Here is an 18,554-nt window from a genome sequence, read left to right on the forward strand (position 1 = left end):
TTGTGGTATCATTTATTCAAAATGGTAAACGTTTAGAATAGCACGAAAGAAACATTCGAGGAGTGATAAAGATGAAGCTTGAAGGAAAAGTAGTAGTTGCACAAGGCGGCGGACCTACAGCCGTAATCAACCAGTCCCTGGTGGGAGTTGTTCTCGAATCAAGGAAGTTCCAGCAGATAACCAAGGTGTACGGAGCGGTCAACGGAGTCAAGGGAATAGTGAATGAAGACTTCCTCGACCTTACCCAGGAAACCACCCATAACCTTGAACGGGTGGCTGTAACACCATCATCTGCCCTGTTCTCAACAAGGGACAAGCCTGATGAGGCGTACTGCCAGGAAATATTCAAGGTTTTCAAGGCACATGATGTAAGGTACTTCTTCTATATCGGCGGAAACGATTCTGCGGATACAGTAAGGATAGTAAATGAGCAGGCTGAGAGATCCAACTACGAATTCAGGGCCATTCACATACCAAAGACCATAGACAATGACCTGGTGATAAACGACCATACTCCGGGATACCCTTCTGCAGCTAAGTTCGTGGCACAGGCCTTCATAGGCATAAACCTGGACAACAGAGCTCTTCCAGGAGTACACATTGGTGTTGTCATGGGCAGGAACGCCGGATTCCTTACTGCAGCTGCTTCAATCGCGCAGAAGTATCCCGACGACGGACCTCACCTGATATACCTGCCTGAAAGGGCATTCAAGACCGATGAATTCCTTGCTGATGTCAAGTCGATATACGACAAGTACGGAAGATGCGTCATCGCGGTCTCAGAAGGCATCCAGGATGAATTCGGAGTGCCCATAATAACAAAGCTTGAAGAAAAGGAACGTGATTCCCACGGCAACCTGCAGCTCTCAGGAACTGGAGCGCTGGGAGACCTGCTTTCGAAGCTTGTTAAGGACAACCTTGGAATAAAGAGAGTCAGGTCCGACACATTCGGATACCTTCAGAGGTCTTTCCTCGGCTGCGTCTCTGATGTTGACCAGAGGGAAGCCAGGGAGGTCGGTGAGAAGGCTGCCCAGTTCGCAATATGGCACAACATAGACGGGTCAATAACTATACACAGAACCGGCTTCTACTCAGTAGACTATAAGCTGTCAAAGCTCAAGGATGTTGCAGGACTTACCAAGCTCATGCCTCCTGAATTCATCAATGCAAGGGGCAACAATGTGACAAATGAATTCAAGTATTACCTTACTCCCCTTCTCGGGACCGGGATGCCTTCCGCAAGCATGCTGAGAGCGCCAAGAGCGGATAAGCTTCTCATAAAATAAGGATGGTGGACTGATGCTGTTTTATGCTGACAAGGATAAATGCACGCTTTGCGGCGACTGTATGAAGGCTTGCCCAAGGTATATTGTCAAACCAGATGAAGATGGATATCCTCAGGTTTCTGAGGAAGATGAATGGTACTGCATACGCTGCGGTCATTGCGTAATAAACTGCAGGTTCGAGGCTGCTAACCTCTCCTTCTACAAATGGGAGGATGCTGAAGACCTTTCGGCTTCAGATTTTCCATCTCAGGATGAAGCGAGGAGGCTTATCTGCACAAGGAGAAGCACAAGAAGCTTTAGGAGCGACAAGGTGGAATCTCAAGCCCTGATGAGGCTTATGGACATGACAAGGTATGCCCCTTCTGCTTCAAACAAACAGCCTGTAAGATGGGTAATCGCTGAAAAGAAAGAGACCATGGACGAACTTAGAAGGCTTTATGAAGAGAACCTCAAGACAGACTCCGGAATGATCACAGACAAAAGATATGCGGTTCAGGAGGATCAGATCAAATCAGGACTTGACCCCGTATTCAGAGGTGCCCCCATGCTCGTAGTCGCTTTGATACCCTCATCACATGAGTGGCCAGAGGATGCAGCAATCGCACTTTCCTATTTCGAGCTTTCAGCTCATTGCATGGGAATCGGCACCTGCTGGGCTGGCTTCATAACAAGAGCCTTGAGGAAGAACCAGGAAATGAGAAAACTCCTTGGTATAGCAGATGATGAATGGGTTGGAGGAGCTACATTATTCGGATACCCTTACCTTAAGAATCCAGACCGGCTTCCGCTGAAGAAGGAACTGGAGCTTGACCTCAGGTAACCACACAGGAAAATTTGAAGCCCGTCATCAGCTCAATGAGCCGATGGCGGGCTTCGTTTCATATCAAGTTCCTTATGATTTCAGCGATTGCGCTTTCTTCATTGGATACAGTTACAATATCGGCGATATCCTTGATTTTTTGATTAGCATTTCCCATAGCGATACCAACATCTGCAGAAGTAATCATCTCAAGGTCGTTCATGTAGTCCCCGACTGCGTATATCCTCATATTTGACCCCATGATCCCTCTAAGCTTTTCAAGCATGAAGCCCTTCGTAGCTGTTGGAGGTAGTATTTCAAGATATACATCCGACGAGTACACATGATGAACATCATCCTCTATTTCCATCTCAATAAGCTTTTTTTCAATTTCCTTGAGCTCATCTGCCTTTCCATAGGCCAGGATCTTAAGCCATTGTTTGTTCAGGACTTCCTCGAAACCTGAATACAGAGCTGGCTGATGGTCAGAAAATATTCCTGGATTACCCTTTTCTTCTGAAGATACGATATGGCACGAGTCAGGGGTATATATGTGCATCATAACCTCAGGATGGACGTAAAGACAATATTCTACCCATTCCTTTAGCCTTTCTACAGGCAAATAGACTGCATCAAGGAACATGTCCTTCTCACTGTCATAAAGGGCACACCCGTTGTATAGGATGCAGGGCGCGTTGATATCAACGCCATCCATGAATTTCCTGAAATTCTGATGGCTTCTCCCGGTAGCCACTCCAAAGAGGCCCCCATTTTCAATAAACTCTCTTATCGCAATTTTGTTATCCTCTGACACTATGCCGCCATTGTCCAGCAGAGTGCCATCAAGGTCGCTCAGCAGCAGCTTTCCGCTGTATCTACCCATTTGTCACCTTCCTTTATTGAATACCTTTTTTCTTTGTGTATGTCATAGGAGACATTGAAGTGTATCTCTTGAATACAGTACAAAAGTGCTTGTAATCAGTAAATCCTGTCATTTCAGAAATCTCGTAGACCCTGTATCTGCCTGTCGACAGAAGTTTGACTGCCTGTTGTACTCTGAAAAGGTTCAGGAAGTCCAGGAATTTATGGCCGGTGACCTCCTTGAATTTCCTTGTCAGGTAACTGGAGGAGACCAGAAGGTCATCAGATATGCTCTCTATGCTTATCTTTTCCCTGTAGTCACTCTGAATCCTTCTTATCGCCTCTGCCACATAACCGCTCTCTGACTTATCCATCTGAATGTACTTTGCAAGGTCAAAGGAATCCTTCTTCGCATTCTCAATGGCAGCCACAGCTGACCTTTCGATTTCAATCTCCTCATGCACCCTACCCATGAGCGCTCTGACCTTATCCTCATCAACAGGCTTCAGGAGATAGTCGCAGGCTTTTAGCTCAATCGCCTGCCTGGCATATTCAAATTCCGCATAGCTGGTAAGTATGATGCTCTTGAACCTGAGCTTGGAGGATGCCTGTCTCAGCATTTCAATGCCATCGAGTCCTGGCATCTTAATGTCAGTTATCACCACATCCGGCTTAAATTCGAGAATCATTTCCAGGCCTTCAATACCGTTCCTGGCATCAGCCACTACCATACAGTCCATTCCGACCCAGTCCAGTGTTGATACAAGTCCTTTTCTTATGATATCCTCATCTTCTGCTATTATTACCTTAAGCAACCCGTTCATCCCTCCTTGCAGGCAGAATAATCCTCAGCATTGTCCCCTTTTCCTTTTCGCTGAAAATTTCCACTCCGTACTCCGGTCCGTATGCAAGCTGTATTCGCCTGTGTATGTTGTAAAGCCCGGAATGTCCGCTTCTGTTGGTCTGCTGTTCCAGGAGCCTTCTAACCTCATTAAGGTTATCCGGTTCCATCCCGGTCCCGTTATCTTCACAGGTTATCTCAAGAAGTCCGTCCGATACTTTTCCATTAATTGTCACTTCAAGGCAGTCCCTTCCGCCAAATCCATATTTGACTGCATTTTCAATCATAGGCTGAATGATAAGCTTTGGGATCACACAATTCTTTGCATCCTCTGAGATATTTATGCTGTAGCTGAACCTATCGCTGAATCTTGCCTTAAGTATGCTCATATAGTTTTCTGTATATGCTGCATCCTTTTCGAAGGTCACTGTTTCCTCCTGTGTATCAATGCTGTACCTAAGCAAGGTGGATAAATTCAATATCATTTTGCTTGCTGAATCCGGATCAAGCTTTGACATGAACCTGATGTTTTCAAGCGTATTGAACAGGAAATGCGGGTTGAACTGGGACTGAAGCTGCCTTGACTGTGACACGGCAACAAGCTTTCCCATTTCCTTGTTTTTCTCGATCTGCTCCTTGAGGCTGTCGACCATTATGTTGTAGGAGTCGCTGATTACCTTGAACTCATCACTGGCAACAGAGTCGATATATGAGTCAAGGTCTCCGCCTCTTACCCGCTCCATGGCATCTATTATCGTATACAGGTCTTTGGTCTTCTTTGCAGCCATGTTCTTCGTGCTCATGTATACAAAGGCAATTAGCATAACGAATATCAATAGGAGAACAATGGAAATGGACTCGAAGAATCTGGTCTGGCTTCCCATAGAAGCTATGGAATGCACAACCAGCCTGCCATCAAGTATTCCCTTTGATATGATATAGTATTTGTCATTGTCGTCCTCATGGATTCCATCGGAATCCGGGTTTACTATGTATCTTTCCATTGAATCGAGCAGACTGTAATTGTTGCCTGTAAGCACCCAGCCATATTCATCAGCTATGACAGTCTGTGATTTTAGCCTTGCTATTTCCATTCCAAATTGGATGCTGTCCATTACGAAAATAACGTAACCCATGACCTCGCCGTCAAAGACCATGGCTTTGCCAAGCAGCAGCTTCATTGAATCAGAGTTATCATCTCTTACTAGCTTGAGCTGGACCTGGTCAGGCTGATTTCTCATGGACCTGAATATTCCCCAATCCAGGTAATTTCCCATGTCCAGAAAATGCGGGATTTCCGAAGTGCCGCTTACTACGCTTTCCATATGTCCATTGAAGACATACAGGTAGCCTCTTCTGTCCAATTTGTTCGAAATATCATAAATTTCCCTGAAAATAGCAACACGCTGGTCTGCAGTCATGCCCTCCAGGATATACCTTTCTTCCGAGATCATCTCGATCACTGAAGAATATGATTCAACGGCAGTTCCAAGGCTATCTGAAATTTTAACATTGTCATCGCTTGTCGACCTTTTAAGGTCATTTTTCCAGACTGCCCATGACGCGGTTAATCCCAATACTGTGAGGAGAGCGACTGGAACCATGGCATAAAGGAAAAACATCTTCCTGATGTCCTTGAAATAGCTGTGCCTTACTTTTCCCATCATTGCCCTCCCCTTAATCATCTTAGTTTCTGACCAGACAATTATACTACAGCTGCACCTAAAATTATAAGCTGATCTCCTTTTTCCCTGAAACCTTGAAGAACAGCATCAGTGAAGCGACTGTAGTAAGCGTAAGTATACTTGCAAGTGCAGCTGCAGTTCCATAACTTGCTCTTATTACCTCCGTATATATCGCAACAGACATTGTCCTTGTGCTTCCTGTATAAAGTATTACGGATGCCGACAGTTCATTGATTATGGTGATCCAGCTGAGTATCGCTCCTGACATTACACCAGGGAGCATCATGACCGCAGTTACCTTGAAGAAGGTTCTCAAGGGTGAATCCCCGAGGCTGATGGCAGCTTCCTCCATGCTTGGGCTTATCTGGTAAAGTATTGCAGCGCTGGACCTTAAAGTGTAAGGCAATCTTCTTATGGTAAATGCCACTATTATGATGATTGCCGTACCGCTTAGAAGCAGAGGCTTCTCATTGAATGCCAGAAGAAGTGTTATTCCAAGAACAGACCCGGGTATGATGTACGGGAACATCGTCATCGAATCAATAAGGCTTGTGAATTTACTCTTCCTTCGTGTTGTCAGATATGCTATGAACATTGCGAGGAATATGATGACTACAATGGCAACCAGCCCATAAAGATAAGTGTTCAATATCGGCTTTGCCAGGTTCCTGAAAATGGTCCTGTAGCTGTCGAGTGAGAAGCCTTCTGCGAACATCGCACCCCTTGTCGCCTTGAATGATGTATAGACTACTGTAAGCTGAGGTATTATCGACAGGAACACAATGACATAAATCGGGGCATGTAGGAAAAGATTGCTGATTCCCTTGAGCTTCTTCGCCTGTATAGGTCTCAGCGAGCTCATCGTAAATGATTTCCTGTTGACTACATATTTCTGTCCCAAAAACATTGCACCCGTGATAATGACCATTATGACAGCAAGAGCCGCAGCAAAGTTTGCCTGGCCTCCGGTTTCTGAGATGAATTCACTGTAGATAAGGACCGGCATTACCGTATAGCCCTCACCGATAAGCATTGGAGTTCCGAAGTCCGCAAGTGAATTCATGAATACGAGGAGTGAACCTGCAAGTATAGTCGGAGTCACAAGCGGGAGAACTACTGTGAATATCTTCCTTATCCCGCTGCATCCAAGACTCTCTGCAGCTTCACTTAGGGATGCGTCAACCTTCTTAAGGGCTCCTTTGGTATACATGTAAATATAGGGATAAAGCTTCAGAGAAAGTACCAGGAGTATTCCACCGAATCCATATATTGAAGGTGCTGTTATTCCAAATATCGAAGAAAGCAGCTTCGTCAGTATTCCGTTTCTTCCTCCGAGCATTATCCAGGAGTATGCTCCAATGAATGGAGGTGAAAGCATGGATATGATGATAAGCACATCCACCAGGCCTTTTCCTTTCAGCTCGTATACCGTGGTGAAATAGGCCATGGGTGCTCCGATCGCTACAGCAATTAGCGTTGTGCAGGTAGAGACCAGGAAGCTGTGCCCAAGTGTCCTGTAATAGTATTTCTTAGTAAAGAACCTTGTAAAATTATCCAGCGTGAATTTCTGGGTCTCCGGGTCCTTGAAGCCGCTCGAAAACAGTGAGAACAGGGGATACACCAGGAATATTGCAAATAGAACAGCTATTGCAATTGTTATAACTGTCCAGAAGTCGAATCTGAACTTTCGCTTAGTCATCACCGGCCTCCTTCATGAGGCTTCTTTTGCCGTCTTCAGTGAATACATTTATCTTTTTAGGATTGGGCTTAAGTGTCAGCATGTCACCTACTGATGATATGCCTGAAGCCATTCCAATATCCTGCGAATATTCTATGGACGGCTGATTTGGAAGTATCATATTGTCACTGAAATCAAGCTCATAATTAGTGTACTTTCCAAGGAATGTCCTGCCCTTTATCCTGACCGTCAATCCAGCGCTGTCAATTGAGAATTCTTCTGGCCTTACCGAGATTGTGACCTTCATGCCAGGAACACATTCATCAGAAAGGTTATCCATATGTGTGCGGTAGCCATCTGCGAACTCCACGTATTTTCCTTCAGTGTCCTGTCCGACTATACCTCTGAACAGGTTTGAATGTCCAATGAAGGTTGATACGAAGACATTTGACGGTCTTGTGTAGATATCCTTTGGAGCGCCAACCTGCTGGATAACCCCAAGATTCATCACTGCTATCCTGTCAGATATAGCAAGTGCCTCTTCCTGGTCATGGGTTACATAGACTGTAGTAATGCCTACCTTGTCCTGTACCTCCCTTATTGCGCCTCTCATTTCGATCCTCAGCTTCGCATCCAGGTTTGAAAGAGGTTCATCCATCAGCAGCACGCTTGGATGTATGACTATGGCCCTTGCAAGTGCAACCCTCTGTTGCTGTCCTCCGGAAAGCCTTTCAGGAAGCCTGTCCTGCATCTCGCTGATCCTTACAACATCAAGGATGTCATCCACCTTTTTCTTCATGTCAGCCTTGGGAATCTTTCTTATCTTAAGCCCATATTCGACATTCTGTCTCACCGTAAGATGAGGAAATATTGCATAATTCTGGAATACCATACCAATGTTCCTCTTATGGGCAGCTATGTCGTTGATCACAACATCATCAAAGCTGATTTCACCGCCCTCTATGGAGTTAAATCCGGCTATCATCCTGAGGAGTGTCGTCTTTCCGCATCCTGAGGGTCCCAGGAGAGTGAAGAATTCACCGTTTCTTATTTCAACAGACAGATCCGGTATAATGACAGACTCTCCATATTTCTTTACTACCCTGTCAATCTTGATGGAATTGCTCATACCTTTTGCTCCTTACCGCTATATAAAAGCTTGATTCATTTATTCCGCCATCTTAGAATTCAAGCCCACAACAAGAGTTGTGGGCTCTACTGATTTCAGCTATTCCCTTTTGTTATTTGCTTATGAATATCTCGTTGAATTTAGTCAGCCATACAGACTTATTTGCAGTTACGACTGCTTCTTCATCGAATATGATATTGATGTCTTCCTTCTTTGTCAGATACTCAGGTGCAGGAACGTCTGTCCTTACTGATCTTCTGTTCAGCTGCTCTACGATAATCGTCTGAGCTTCCTTGCCTGTTATGAAGTCGATGAACTTCTTGGCATTGTCCATGTTCTTCGCACCATTAATTATGTATATTCCGTCAGGCTTGGATATTACTCCCTCTTCCATATATACAAGCTCAACAGGTGCTCCGTCCTTGACATACTTTGCTCCGCCTTCTTCAAACGTGAGTCCTACGACATATTCCCCGTCAGCAACGCCCTTGTAAACCGCTGATGAACCGCTGAGAAGCTTTCCGTCAAGATTTTCAGCAAGCTTTTCTACATACTCCCAGCCCTTGTCAGGGTCTCCCTTGCCCATTGCATAGAGCATGTTTATGAGATGCTCATAGGATGAAGATGATTTCGAAGGGTCTGCAAATGCGATCTTTCCTTTTAGCTCCGGATTCAGAAGGTCTTCATACCCTTTTATCTCTATGCTTCCGACAAGGTCTGTATTGACCATGAGAACACTTGGAATGTCTGTGAACCTTGTAAGAGAGCCTTCAGTATTCTTGAATGCTTCCTGCACTGAGCCTTCATTTGCAGATGTATATTTCTCGAATAGAGACATCTGCGGCTTCATTGTTGAAAGGGAACCTCCCCAGAATATATCACCCAGAGGATTCGATTTCTCAGACTCTACCCTCTTGAGCAGTTCTCCGGTTCCGGCTGCGATTACTTCAACCTTTATGCCAGTCTGTGTCTCGAATTCGCTTACAAGCGGATTTATGAACTCAAGTGGATGAGGACAGTAGATAACCAGGTTTTTCGAGACAGCAGCCGGTGCTGATGTTGAAGAAGGTGTTGTAGGAGTTTCTGTTTTGCTTCCGCATGCAGCAAGCGAAGCTGCTGTAATCACGGAAAGGCAAAGTGCCAGTACTTTTTTCATTGCTAGGTCCCCCTTAGGATTTATGATGATGTAATCGTATACTATTTGGATGATTGCCAGAAACCCATTTTTCAGGACAATTGTCTTAAAAAATGAACCTGGGAAAATTATGAATTCCAGAGAAAAAGCCTTCCAAAGCCCATTATAGGGCTCTGGAAGGCAATTTTACCAACGCTTTTTTTCACATGTCCACAGAAACTGTGAGGACAGCAATGACGATCTCAATGGTTTCTCCTGCTCCAAATACAGGTACCTGGAGCCCGTGCGCATTAAGGCCGCCCTTCACCACCTCAATCTCCCTGTTTCCAACCGGCACCGCCTTAAGTACAGCAGCCTTATCAACCCTTTCCGGGTCTGTGCAGCCTATCTTGACATGGACATGCATTTTAAGCACATCCTTCTCCAGTATATCCTCTATACCGCAAAGGCAGGACCTGGATACTGCGTCCTTGACTGCCTTGACCGCTGCCTTTGTTATGTCACCGCCATGAAGGTCGGCACCCATTCCAATTTCAATCACGTATCTCTTAAGCATTGACATACCTCCGATTACACTGGTTTGACACTAGGACCTATTCCAGTATCTGATCAGGCTTTTCAAGGATCTCACAAAGGGTCTCAAGATAAAGCGATGCCGGATAGCCGTCGATTATCCTGTGGTCTACTGTGAGGCTAATATAAAGCCTGAACCGGTCAGCTATCTCTCCATTTAGCCTTTCAAGCCTTGGCACCACCGCTCCCACACAGAGTATGGCAACCTGCGGAGGGTTTATTATGGCTGTTGCCACCTCTATCTTCATCTTGCCTACGTTGGTTACCGTGAATGTTCCGCCAACCATGTCCTCTACTGCAAGAGCTCCGGTTCTTGCCTTATCAGTAAGGTCCCGTGTGACTGCCATGATCTCACTTACCGAAAGTGAATCTGTATTCCTTATGACCGGTGTCATGAGCCCGTTTGGAATTGCTACAGCCATGTTGATATTGATATCCTCGTAGGTCCTTACAATCCCGTTTTCATATGTAGAGTTAAGGGCAGGATGCTTTCTGAGAGCAAGGGCTGCAGCCTTCAGAACCATGTCATTTATGGAAGGAGCCTTCTCGCCCTTAGCTTCTGCTTCCTTCTTGCTTTTTTCGTGAAGCTCCATTAGCTCAGTCACATCCACTGCCCTTGAAAGCATTATCGCCACATTTTCATGTGCGCTGATGGACATTCTTTCAGCTATTATCTTTCTGAGTCCCCTTACCTTCGTTTCTGTAAATTTTGCTTCTGACATATCTTCTCCTCCCGTTGGAATTGGTTTCCGGAGACGTCTTTGTCTCCGGAAACCTCTAAGCTTAAAGCTTTATCCGAGAGCCTTCCTTATTCCCGCAATGATGTCATCCTCGTCTACGAGCCATTCCTTTTCAAGTACAGGCGAGAACGGTATAGGGGTATCAGGTCCGCAGACCCTTACAGGCGCTGCCTTCATGAATTTGAACGCATGCTCTGCGATCTCAAGGCCTATCTCAGTAACTGAGTTACCAAAGCATGGTGCCTCATTTACAAGTACTACCCTTCCTGTCTTCTCCACTGACTTTGCAATTGTTCCAATATCAAGAGGCTTCAGGCTCCTTGGGTCGACAACCTCTACGCTGATACCCTCTTTGGCAAGCTTCTCTGCCGCCCTTAAGGATTTGTGCAGCATCATCTGGGTGGCAATTACTGTGACATCGGTGCCCTCCCTCTTCACGTCGGCAGAGCAGATCGGAACTGTATAATCGCCGTCCGGAACAAGTCCCTTAACACCGTACAGCAGCTTGTGCTCATAGAAGAGAACAGGGTCACTGCCTCTTATTGCTGTCTTCAGCAGTCCCTTGTAGTCTGCTGGAGTGCTTGGAATGAGGATCTTCAAACCGGGTATGTTCATGAAGAGTGCTTCAAGGCACTGTGAATGCTGAGCTGCAGCTCCTATGCCGGCTCCGTTTGGAACCCTCAGCACCATTCCGCAGACCTTTCCTTCCTCCTGCATTCCTGCCATGTACCTTGATTTTGTCGCCTGATTCACGATGTAGTCAGCGGCGACTGATGTAAAATCGGAGAACATGAGCTCAGGTACTGCCTTCATTCCCATGTAAGCGGCTCCTGTTGAAAGCCCCATGATGGCCGTTTCTGAGATTGGTGAGTCTATGACCTGCTTAGGGAACCTCTGGATAAGGCCTGCAGTTACGCCGAAGCAGCCTCCGAACTTACCTACATCCTCACCTATTACGAAAACCTCCGGATTCCTTTCCATTTCTTCCGCAAGAGCCTCATTGATGGCCTGTGCTACAGTTATTTCCCTCATTTCAGAGCACCTCCTTCAAGCTCGAAGTAGACATCTGTGTATACTTCGGAAATGTCAGGATACGGGCTTTCCTCAGCGAACTTCTGAGCGGCATCGATTATAGCTATCTGCTCGTTCTTTACCTCAAGCAGCTTCTCAGGAGAAGCTAACCCCTTTTCAAGGATGATCGTCTCCAGCCTCTTGATAGGATCCTTCTTCATCCACATATCAAGCTCTTCCTTCGGCCTGTAGGTTACAGGATCTCCTTCGAAATGTCCCTGATGCCTGTATGTCTTGAATTCAAGGACACACGGTCCTCCGCCTTCCCTTGTCCTCTTGAATGCTTCACCAGTTGCTTCTATTACTGCAAGGACATCATTACCATCAACGGAAATTCCCGGCATGCCATAGCTCTGGGCTCTTGCCGAAAGGTCCTGGATATTGGACGAGTCCTTGCTTGACATCGATATTCCGTAGCCGTTGTTGACTATGATGAATACTGTCGGAAGGTTCAGTACGCTCGCAAGGTTCATTCCTTCATGGACGTCACCTCTGTTGGCAGCACCGTCACCGAATATGGTTATCGCTATGTTTCCGTCATTCCTGAACTTGTGGGAGAATGCATAGCCGTTTATTATGGTCTGCGCATCTCCAAGGATTCCATTGCAGCCAAGCGCTCCGTTCTTAGGCGAACAGGCATGCATGGACCCTCCCTTTCCCTTGTTTGAACCGGTTGCTTTTCCATAGAGCTCAGCCATCAGTGCATTGGGACTTATTCCAAGTCCAAGAAGAAGTCCGTGCTCCCTGTGGCTTGTACCCACGCTGTCCCCAGACTTTATATTGTAGTGCGTCCCTGCCATGAACGCCTCCTGTCCTATCCCCAGATGTATGAATCCGGGAAGGACACCCTTTGCGAAAAGGTCGGAAAGCCTTTTTTCAAAAAGCCTAATCAGCCACATTTCGCCATACAGCTTTATGAGATCCTCATTTGCTACTTTCACAGTCTTACCCCCTATTAAAGTCAAATTCCCCGGGAAGAATCCTCCCCGCAGCGCCTGTAGAAGCTGAAGCCTTCCAAAACATCCTTCGACCCTTCGCCGCACTCAATGAAGAAACCGCTGCCCGATGCCACCTTAAGTGTCTCATGGATATCGATGACCACAGGTCCGTCGGGGCTTAGTTCAAGCTCGATCCTGTCACCTTTGTTGAAAGGCACTTCCCTCTCACCGTCGAGGGCTACCATCCCCTCAGGTGCCTTCACCAATATCCTCTCATGAGGAACAATTTCCCTGTATCCTTTAAAGGCAATCTTGCTCATGACTCCAGGAGCCATGGGCACCCATGTCTCTACGCATCCTTTATCACCAAGCTCCACATATACACCGTTAGGGTCTGTCTCCTCCACAGGATGAACGCTGCCTGCAATGGCTGACATTCCAAGACAGTCTGGTTTGGCTACGGTAACCATAAGCTCACTGATGGCTGAAGGGTCGTACAGGGCCCTTGCACCGACATAGAGGTCGCTGGTTATTGCAGCATCCACAAGGGCGATATCAGTGAAAACCCCATTCTTGTATACCTTTATGCACTTTCTTCTGCTCATCTTGAGCCATTCTTTTTCCTTGTCCCTCTCTGCAACCACGGCTGCCATTCCTGCAAGGGTACCCTCCATCATCCTTGGAAATACATTGTTGGTACCTGTTGAAACAGGAATAAGCGGCACTTCACCGCAGGACTTGGCAACAGCCCTGTTGGTCCCGTCACCGCCAAGGGTTATTATGCAGGATGCTCCCATTTCATTGAGCATCCTCGCTGCATTGGTTGAATCTGCCTGGTCATTCTCAATAAGGATATCAAGATATTTTATCTCCACATCTATCTTCATGCTTCTTTTGAGATGCTCGCAGGCTTTCTCGATTATCTGGAATGCATCGGGCATCACGCATATTTCCCTAAGCCCGGAAGCGTGGATCACGGACAGTATCCTCTGTATGATGTTGACCTTCTCCATGTTGTCGAATACGGTTGCCTGTGCCACAAGTCTCCTTATATCCTTTCCTGAGGACGGATTGGCGATTATACCTATCATATCAAGACCTTCCTATGAAAACTCTGAAATATCATCCCCGGGTTCGCCAAGCAGTGCAATTACAGTGCCTATAGGAACCTCTTCGCCTTCGTCAACAAGCAGCTTAAGCACAGTTCCGCTAACCTTTGCCTTGACCTGATTCGTTATCTTCTGGCTCTCCACCTCGCACAGCTCCTGATCCTCCGCAACAAGCTCGCCTTCCTTCACCAGCCATTCACTGAGCCTGATATCCGCTTCCATCATTCCAAGCTTTGGCATGATTACCTTTTCTACCATTTCCATACCTCCTCTTCATGTTTTCTCACAATTGACTACAGTTTCAGGTTAACAATACGGAAATTTATTGTCAAACTACTGACAATATTGCGATAATTCAAATTATCTGATAAATCGAGCTGTACTATCATTATTGATGAAATGACAAAACCGAAAGACTCACAATGTATTAAAAGTACGCAGATCATATCAAGTATAGACATGTATTCTTGAAATGATTGACTTGGATTAGACTTTCCTCAAAAAATAATATACATTTCCCCACTGGTTTACAGTAATTTCAGATATCGCACCGTTTATACATTTTATTCATGGTCCATTAATATTCTTTCCAAAGAGGTAAACTTAATTATAGAACTGATTTTTCTTCAAGGTCAGTCTTTGTTGTTTGAGAATTTCAGAGGCTTCCAATGTTTTCTCAAAGAAAAAAGGATGGTCTCCCATCCTTGAATCTGTCCGTCCTATTGCCTGAATACCTCAGCTGCAACAAGAACTCCTGCCCTTGCGTCCTTGCAGTAGTAGTCGGCTCCTATTGACTTGGCATAGCTTTCGGTAAGAACCGCGCCGCCTACGAAGACCTTCACACCAGGAACTTCCTTCCTTAATGCCAGGATCGTCTCCTCCATGGAGGAGACTGTCGTAGTCATTAGGGCTGAAAGGCCAACCAGTTTTACGCTCCTTGCCTTTACTGCCTCGACGATAGCTTCTGTCGGCACATCCTTGCCAAGGTCAATTATCTCATAACCATAGTTCTCAAGGAGTACCCTTGCCAGGTTCTTGCCGATGTCGTGTATGTCACCCCGGACCGTTGCCATGACAATCGTGCCCTTTGTTTCAAGTTTCTCGCTTCCTGCTGTCAGACGCGCCCTGATGGTCTCGAATGAGGTTCCGGCGGTCTCTGCCGCCCTTATGAGCTGTGGAAGGAATATTGTCTTTTCCTCGAACAGCCTTCCCACCTCGTCAAGTGCAGGCACGATATGGTTATCGACAACTGAGAGTGGAGGTTCCTTTTCAAGAAGTGATTTCGTTATCTCAAGGATTCCTTTGGAATCCCCTTCGAGGAGCATCTCCCTGAAGGACTTTGAAGCTCCCTCCTTCCTGATTTCTTCCTTCTTCACAGGATTCAGCTTATTATTGTAGGCGATGTAGTCTACAGCTCCATCATCTATACCGGCAAGCACGTTGAACGCCTTAAGTGTGTCAACTATCCCTTCCGCACCCGGGTTGATTATTACGGTATCAAGCCCTGAGGTAAGTGCCATCGCAAAGTACGTCCTGTTGATAAGCGCCCTGAAGGGAAGCCCGAAGGATACGTTGCTTAGCCCCAGTGTAGTAAGTGCCCTGGTTTCAGACTTGACCCACCTCATGGCATGAAGTGTCTCCATTACTGCCTTCTGCTGAGCCGATGCCGTAAGCACCAGGCAGTCTATGAGCAGCCTTCCTTCATCTATTCCGTACTTCTTTGCTTCATCTATTAGATTTTTCGCTACCTTTGTCCTTCCTTTCGCATCGTCAGGAATCCCTTCATCGTCAAGGCACAGCGCAACAACAAAGGCACCATACTTCTTGACTATCGGGTATATGGATTCCATTGAAGACTTCTTGCCGTTGACGGAATTGACAATTGCCACTCCCGAATATCGCCTCAGAGCCTTCTCAAGGACCTCCGGCTTGGTCGAGTCGAACTGCAGAGGAGCATCAACAAGACCGCTCATCCCATCTATTATCTGTGTCATATAGCCTGATTCGTCTATCTGAGGTAGCGATGTATTGACATCAAGCACCTCAGCGCCTTTCTGGACCTGCTCGAAAGCTACTTTAACAGCAGCCAGAGGATTGCCTGCCACGAACTGCTCCTTGAGCGCTTTGTTTCCTGAAGGGTTTATCCTTTCTCCGATAAGGGTGACCTTACCGTCAAGGCATACTGACCTCTGGGCGGAGCAGACAAATCTCTTGAGTGACTTTTGCTCACGCTTTTTATAGCTTCCTCTTGCGTCAAGAAGCCTTGCCGTATATAGAGGTGTAGTCCCACAGCATCCTCCAATGACTGATACTCCAATCTCAGCGAAAAGCTTCGCTGATTCCAGGAAGTCCTCCGCTGTCACTGAATATCTGGATACTCCGTGTTCTGTTATGGGAAGTCCGGCATTTGCCTGAACCATCACAGGAGTATTTGTAGCCGAAAGTACCCTCTGAACTATCGGAAGGAGCTCCTTAGGCCCAAGGGAACAGTTGACGCCAAGTGCATCGACTCCCAGAGCATCAAGGGACATGGCCATTATTTCAGGGCTTGTTCCTGTGAGCGTATTGCCATCGTCCGAGAAGGTCATGGTTGCAAATACAGGAAGGCTTGAATTCTCTTTGGCAGCAAGTACTGCCGCCCTCATCTCACCAAGGTCAGACATGGTCTCGATAAGTATAAGGTCAGCCCCCGCCTTCTCTCCTGCAACTACCTGCTCTTTGAACAGGTCGTAAGCCTCCTCGAAATCAAGAAGGCCGATTGGCTTCATCATTCGTCCTACAGGCCCCATATCCAATGCAACAAGGGTTTTTGTACCCTTTGCTGCATCCTTTGCAATACCTACGGCAGCTGTAATGACCTCTTCCGTGGAATGGCCTGTCTCATAAAGCTTATAGGAATTGGCCCCGAAGGTGTTGGTGGTTATGATGTCAGCTCCGGCTTCAATATATTCGGCATGTATCTTCTTTATGAGCTCAGGCCTTTCGAGGTTCAGAAGCTCGGGATTCTGTCCCGGCTTCATTCCATAGGCCTGAAGCATGGTTCCCATGGCTCCGTCGAATAGGAGCATGTCTTCCCCAAGTCTCTTAAGTTTGTTCATCAGTTGCACTCCCCTGTCTTCTTGACGTGCAGTCGTCTTTCAGGCTGCAGTCATCGCAGCTTTCATTGCCGCAAAAGTGGTCATTTCGCTTTTCAGTTTCTCCATCAAGTATCCCAAGTATGGCAACAATTGACTTCCTCGGTGTCATCAGCATGGTTTCAGTGAGATGGATCCCTATCCTTTTTTCAGCCTTCAGTTCCTCGAGGATCATCTTGTTTGTATCAAGAGGCAGGTCCCCGTAGCCTGGTGCGAACCTGAAGGTTAACGTCTGGTTCGGCTTGAGGTTGCCCTCGATCTCCTTCTGGCAAAGGTCTGCGTAGCCTTCAACAAGAGCTGATGCGCAGGCATCGGCAATCATCCCTGCTGTGGCAGACTGAAGCTTCTTGAGCTGGATGATGCGTTCAGCCTGGGGTCCTATGGTACATGCCATGATATAGGCCGTCTTTGCATTAGAAAGTATCCTTCTTATGTTCCTGCCGGTAAGCTCTATTCCGGTTCCGGCAAGTCTTATGCAATCCTCTGAAAATTCAAGGTCATAGCTTCCATAGGTCCATTTGCCCTTTGCAGATTCTTCAAGCTCTTTTATTATCTCAAGCATCTCTCCCATTGTCTTGTCATCAGGAGGATTAGCGCCGTATCCAAGATACCTGGCCGCTTCCTTAAGGTCCGCTATCATCTTGATGCTTCCTTCTTGGCTCCTGAATACCTCACCGTGGATATGCTTTCCATTATCCTTCTTGTCGGCTCTGGCTTGTTCATGGTATATATGTGCACACCCTCGATTCCAAAGGAAAGAAGGTCGACAATCTGGTCAACTGCATAGGCTATTCCCGCTTCCTGCAGTGATTTCGGGTCATGCTCATACCTGTCAAGGATCCTCAGGAATTTAGGAGGCATGTTGCAGCCTGATATCTCCTGGATCCTCTTGACCTGGTTGATGTTGAGCACTGGAAGTATTCCTGCAATTACAGGCTTCTCGATACCCACAAGGTCCATCTTCTCCCTAAACTGGTAGAAGAGCTCATTGTCGAAGAAAAGCTGGGTGACAAGGAAATCAACTCCGTGGTCAACCTTCTGCTTGAGGTACTTCAGGTCATCAACCTTGTTCCTTGTCTCCACATGTCCCTCAGGATAGCATGCCGCACCTATTGAAAATCCGCCGAAATCCCTGATTTCATCAATCAGCTCATAGGCATATTTGTATTCAGGCTTCCAGTTCTTGTCCTGCATGAAGGAATCAGGTATGTCACCGCGAAGTGCAAGTATGTTCTCTATCCCGCTGTCTTTGATATCCTGCAGCATTTGGCGGATAGTATCCTTAGTCGAGGTCACGCAGGTAAGGTGGGCTATGGACTCTATGCCGAAATCCTTCTTCACCCTCGATGCGATCTCAACTGTATGTCCCTGTGATGAGCCGCCTGCTCCATAGGTGACGGATATGAAGTCGGGGGAAAGTCCCCTCAGCTTTTCAAGTGTCTCAAAAATCGTCTCCATCGGATATGTTGTCTTTGGCGGAAATATTTCGAAAGACACCGTAGTGTTTCCTTTTCCAAGCATGTCCCTTATTTTCATTAGTTTCCCTCTCCCCTTTTGACTGACGCTTAGTGCGCT

Annotated in this window: 17 protein-coding genes; 2 read left to right on the forward strand and 15 right to left on the reverse strand. The window is 46.6% G+C overall.

Features of this window, described 5'->3' with window-relative positions:
- Positions 1–71 precede the first annotated feature (71 nt).
- Together J2Z34_RS11985 and J2Z34_RS11990 are read left to right on the forward strand one after the other, a co-directional pair.
- Positions 72–1,286, forward strand: a complete 1,215-nt coding sequence (locus J2Z34_RS11985; protein ID WP_209460108.1) for a 6-phosphofructokinase — start codon at positions 72–74, stop codon at positions 1,284–1,286.
- Positions 1,287–1,299: 13 nt separating this feature from the next.
- Positions 1,300–2,106, forward strand: a complete 807-nt coding sequence (locus J2Z34_RS11990; RefSeq protein WP_209460109.1) for a nitroreductase family protein — start codon at positions 1,300–1,302, stop codon at positions 2,104–2,106.
- Positions 2,107–2,164: 58 nt separating this feature from the next.
- On the opposite strand, the gene J2Z34_RS11995 is transcribed toward J2Z34_RS11990, so the two are convergent.
- From J2Z34_RS11995 to metF, 15 genes are all read right to left on the reverse strand, one after another.
- Positions 2,165–2,968, reverse strand: coding sequence for a Cof-type HAD-IIB family hydrolase (locus tag J2Z34_RS11995; RefSeq protein ID WP_209460110.1), 804 nt, complete (start codon positions 2,966–2,968; stop codon positions 2,165–2,167).
- Between the two features lie 13 nt (positions 2,969–2,981).
- Complete coding sequence (locus J2Z34_RS12000) at positions 2,982–3,761, reverse strand: response regulator transcription factor (protein WP_209460111.1); 780 nt, start codon at positions 3,759–3,761, stop codon at positions 2,982–2,984.
- Entirely contained in the window at positions 3,754–5,451 is a 1,698-nt protein-coding gene (locus J2Z34_RS12005) for a sensor histidine kinase (RefSeq protein WP_209460112.1), read from the reverse strand. Before J2Z34_RS12005 ends, J2Z34_RS12000 begins: the two co-directional genes overlap by 8 nt.
- Before the next feature lie 64 nt (positions 5,452–5,515).
- Complete coding sequence (locus J2Z34_RS12010; RefSeq protein ID WP_209460113.1) at positions 5,516–7,171, reverse strand: ABC transporter permease; 1,656 nt, start codon at positions 7,169–7,171, stop codon at positions 5,516–5,518.
- The gene (locus tag J2Z34_RS12015; RefSeq protein ID WP_209460114.1) at positions 7,164–8,279 is read right to left on the reverse strand and encodes an ABC transporter ATP-binding protein; all 1,116 of its coding nucleotides are present in this window, start codon (positions 8,277–8,279) and stop codon (positions 7,164–7,166) included. The genes J2Z34_RS12010 and J2Z34_RS12015 overlap by 8 nt, the downstream gene beginning before the upstream one ends.
- Before the next feature lie 112 nt (positions 8,280–8,391).
- Entirely contained in the window at positions 8,392–9,435 is a 1,044-nt protein-coding gene (locus J2Z34_RS12020; RefSeq protein WP_209460115.1) for an ABC transporter substrate-binding protein, read from the reverse strand.
- A gap of 181 nt (positions 9,436–9,616) precedes the next feature.
- The gene (locus J2Z34_RS12025) at positions 9,617–9,970 is read right to left on the reverse strand and encodes a Lin0512 family protein (protein WP_209460116.1); all 354 of its coding nucleotides are present in this window, start codon (positions 9,968–9,970) and stop codon (positions 9,617–9,619) included.
- A 37-nt stretch (positions 9,971–10,007) separates the two neighbouring features.
- The gene (locus J2Z34_RS12030; RefSeq protein ID WP_209460117.1) at positions 10,008–10,709 is read right to left on the reverse strand and encodes a 2-oxo acid dehydrogenase subunit E2; all 702 of its coding nucleotides are present in this window, start codon (positions 10,707–10,709) and stop codon (positions 10,008–10,010) included.
- A 69-nt stretch (positions 10,710–10,778) separates the two neighbouring features.
- Positions 10,779–11,759: an alpha-ketoacid dehydrogenase subunit beta gene (locus J2Z34_RS12035; RefSeq protein WP_209460118.1), complete on the reverse strand. Its 981-nt coding sequence runs from the start codon at positions 11,757–11,759 to the stop codon at positions 10,779–10,781.
- On the reverse strand, positions 11,756–12,739 hold the full coding sequence (locus tag J2Z34_RS12040; protein ID WP_209460119.1) for a thiamine pyrophosphate-dependent dehydrogenase E1 component subunit alpha: 984 nt from the start codon (positions 12,737–12,739) through the stop codon (positions 11,756–11,758). Before J2Z34_RS12040 ends, J2Z34_RS12035 begins: the two co-directional genes overlap by 4 nt.
- A gap of 20 nt (positions 12,740–12,759) precedes the next feature.
- The gene (locus tag J2Z34_RS12045; RefSeq protein ID WP_209460120.1) at positions 12,760–13,827 is read right to left on the reverse strand and encodes an ATP-NAD kinase family protein; all 1,068 of its coding nucleotides are present in this window, start codon (positions 13,825–13,827) and stop codon (positions 12,760–12,762) included.
- A 12-nt stretch (positions 13,828–13,839) separates the two neighbouring features.
- Positions 13,840–14,103, reverse strand: coding sequence for a biotin/lipoyl-containing protein (locus J2Z34_RS12050; protein WP_209460121.1), 264 nt, complete (start codon positions 14,101–14,103; stop codon positions 13,840–13,842).
- A gap of 461 nt (positions 14,104–14,564) precedes the next feature.
- On the reverse strand, positions 14,565–16,943 hold the full coding sequence (locus J2Z34_RS12055; RefSeq protein WP_209460122.1) for a homocysteine S-methyltransferase family protein: 2,379 nt from the start codon (positions 16,941–16,943) through the stop codon (positions 14,565–14,567).
- Complete coding sequence (locus J2Z34_RS12060; RefSeq protein WP_209460123.1) at positions 16,930–17,619, reverse strand: vitamin B12 dependent-methionine synthase activation domain-containing protein; 690 nt, start codon at positions 17,617–17,619, stop codon at positions 16,930–16,932. The genes J2Z34_RS12055 and J2Z34_RS12060 overlap by 14 nt, the downstream gene beginning before the upstream one ends.
- Entirely contained in the window at positions 17,616–18,515 is a 900-nt protein-coding gene (gene metF, locus J2Z34_RS12065; RefSeq protein WP_209460124.1) for a methylenetetrahydrofolate reductase [NAD(P)H], read from the reverse strand. The genes J2Z34_RS12060 and metF overlap by 4 nt, the downstream gene beginning before the upstream one ends.
- Positions 18,516–18,554 lie beyond the last annotated feature (39 nt).

The organism is Youngiibacter multivorans (genome assembly GCF_017873395.1).
Taxonomy (GTDB): Bacteria; Bacillota; Clostridia; order Clostridiales; family Clostridiaceae; genus Youngiibacter; species Youngiibacter multivorans.

Excerpts from the sequence above, each read along its gene's own strand:
- J2Z34_RS11985 (WP_209460108.1), top strand. The coding sequence starts at position 72 with ATGAAGCTTGAAGGAAAAGTAGTAGTTGCACAAGGCGGCGGACCTACA.
- J2Z34_RS11990 (WP_209460109.1), top strand. The coding sequence starts at position 1,300 with ATGCTGTTTTATGCTGACAAGGATAAATGCACGCTTTGCGGCGACTGT.
- J2Z34_RS11995 (WP_209460110.1), bottom strand. The coding sequence starts at position 2,968 with ATGGGTAGATACAGCGGAAAGCTGCTGCTGAGCGACCTTGATGGCACT.
- J2Z34_RS12005 (WP_209460112.1), bottom strand. The coding sequence starts at position 5,451 with ATGGGAAAAGTAAGGCACAGCTATTTCAAGGACATCAGGAAGATGTTT.
- J2Z34_RS12010 (WP_209460113.1), bottom strand. The coding sequence starts at position 7,171 with ATGACTAAGCGAAAGTTCAGATTCGACTTCTGGACAGTTATAACAATT.
- J2Z34_RS12015 (WP_209460114.1), bottom strand. The coding sequence starts at position 8,279 with ATGAGCAATTCCATCAAGATTGACAGGGTAGTAAAGAAATATGGAGAG.
- J2Z34_RS12020 (WP_209460115.1), bottom strand. The coding sequence starts at position 9,435 with ATGAAAAAAGTACTGGCACTTTGCCTTTCCGTGATTACAGCAGCTTCG.
- J2Z34_RS12025 (WP_209460116.1), bottom strand. The coding sequence starts at position 9,970 with ATGCTTAAGAGATACGTGATTGAAATTGGAATGGGTGCCGACCTTCAT.
- J2Z34_RS12030 (WP_209460117.1), bottom strand. The coding sequence starts at position 10,709 with ATGTCAGAAGCAAAATTTACAGAAACGAAGGTAAGGGGACTCAGAAAG.
- J2Z34_RS12035 (WP_209460118.1), bottom strand. The coding sequence starts at position 11,759 with ATGAGGGAAATAACTGTAGCACAGGCCATCAATGAGGCTCTTGCGGAA.
- J2Z34_RS12045 (WP_209460120.1), bottom strand. The coding sequence starts at position 13,827 with ATGATAGGTATAATCGCCAATCCGTCCTCAGGAAAGGATATAAGGAGA.
- J2Z34_RS12050 (WP_209460121.1), bottom strand. The coding sequence starts at position 14,103 with ATGGTAGAAAAGGTAATCATGCCAAAGCTTGGAATGATGGAAGCGGAT.
- J2Z34_RS12055 (WP_209460122.1), bottom strand. The coding sequence starts at position 16,943 with ATGAACAAACTTAAGAGACTTGGGGAAGACATGCTCCTATTCGACGGA.
- J2Z34_RS12060 (WP_209460123.1), bottom strand. The coding sequence starts at position 17,619 with ATGATAGCGGACCTTAAGGAAGCGGCCAGGTATCTTGGATACGGCGCT.
- metF (WP_209460124.1), bottom strand. The coding sequence starts at position 18,515 with ATGAAAATAAGGGACATGCTTGGAAAAGGAAACACTACGGTGTCTTTC.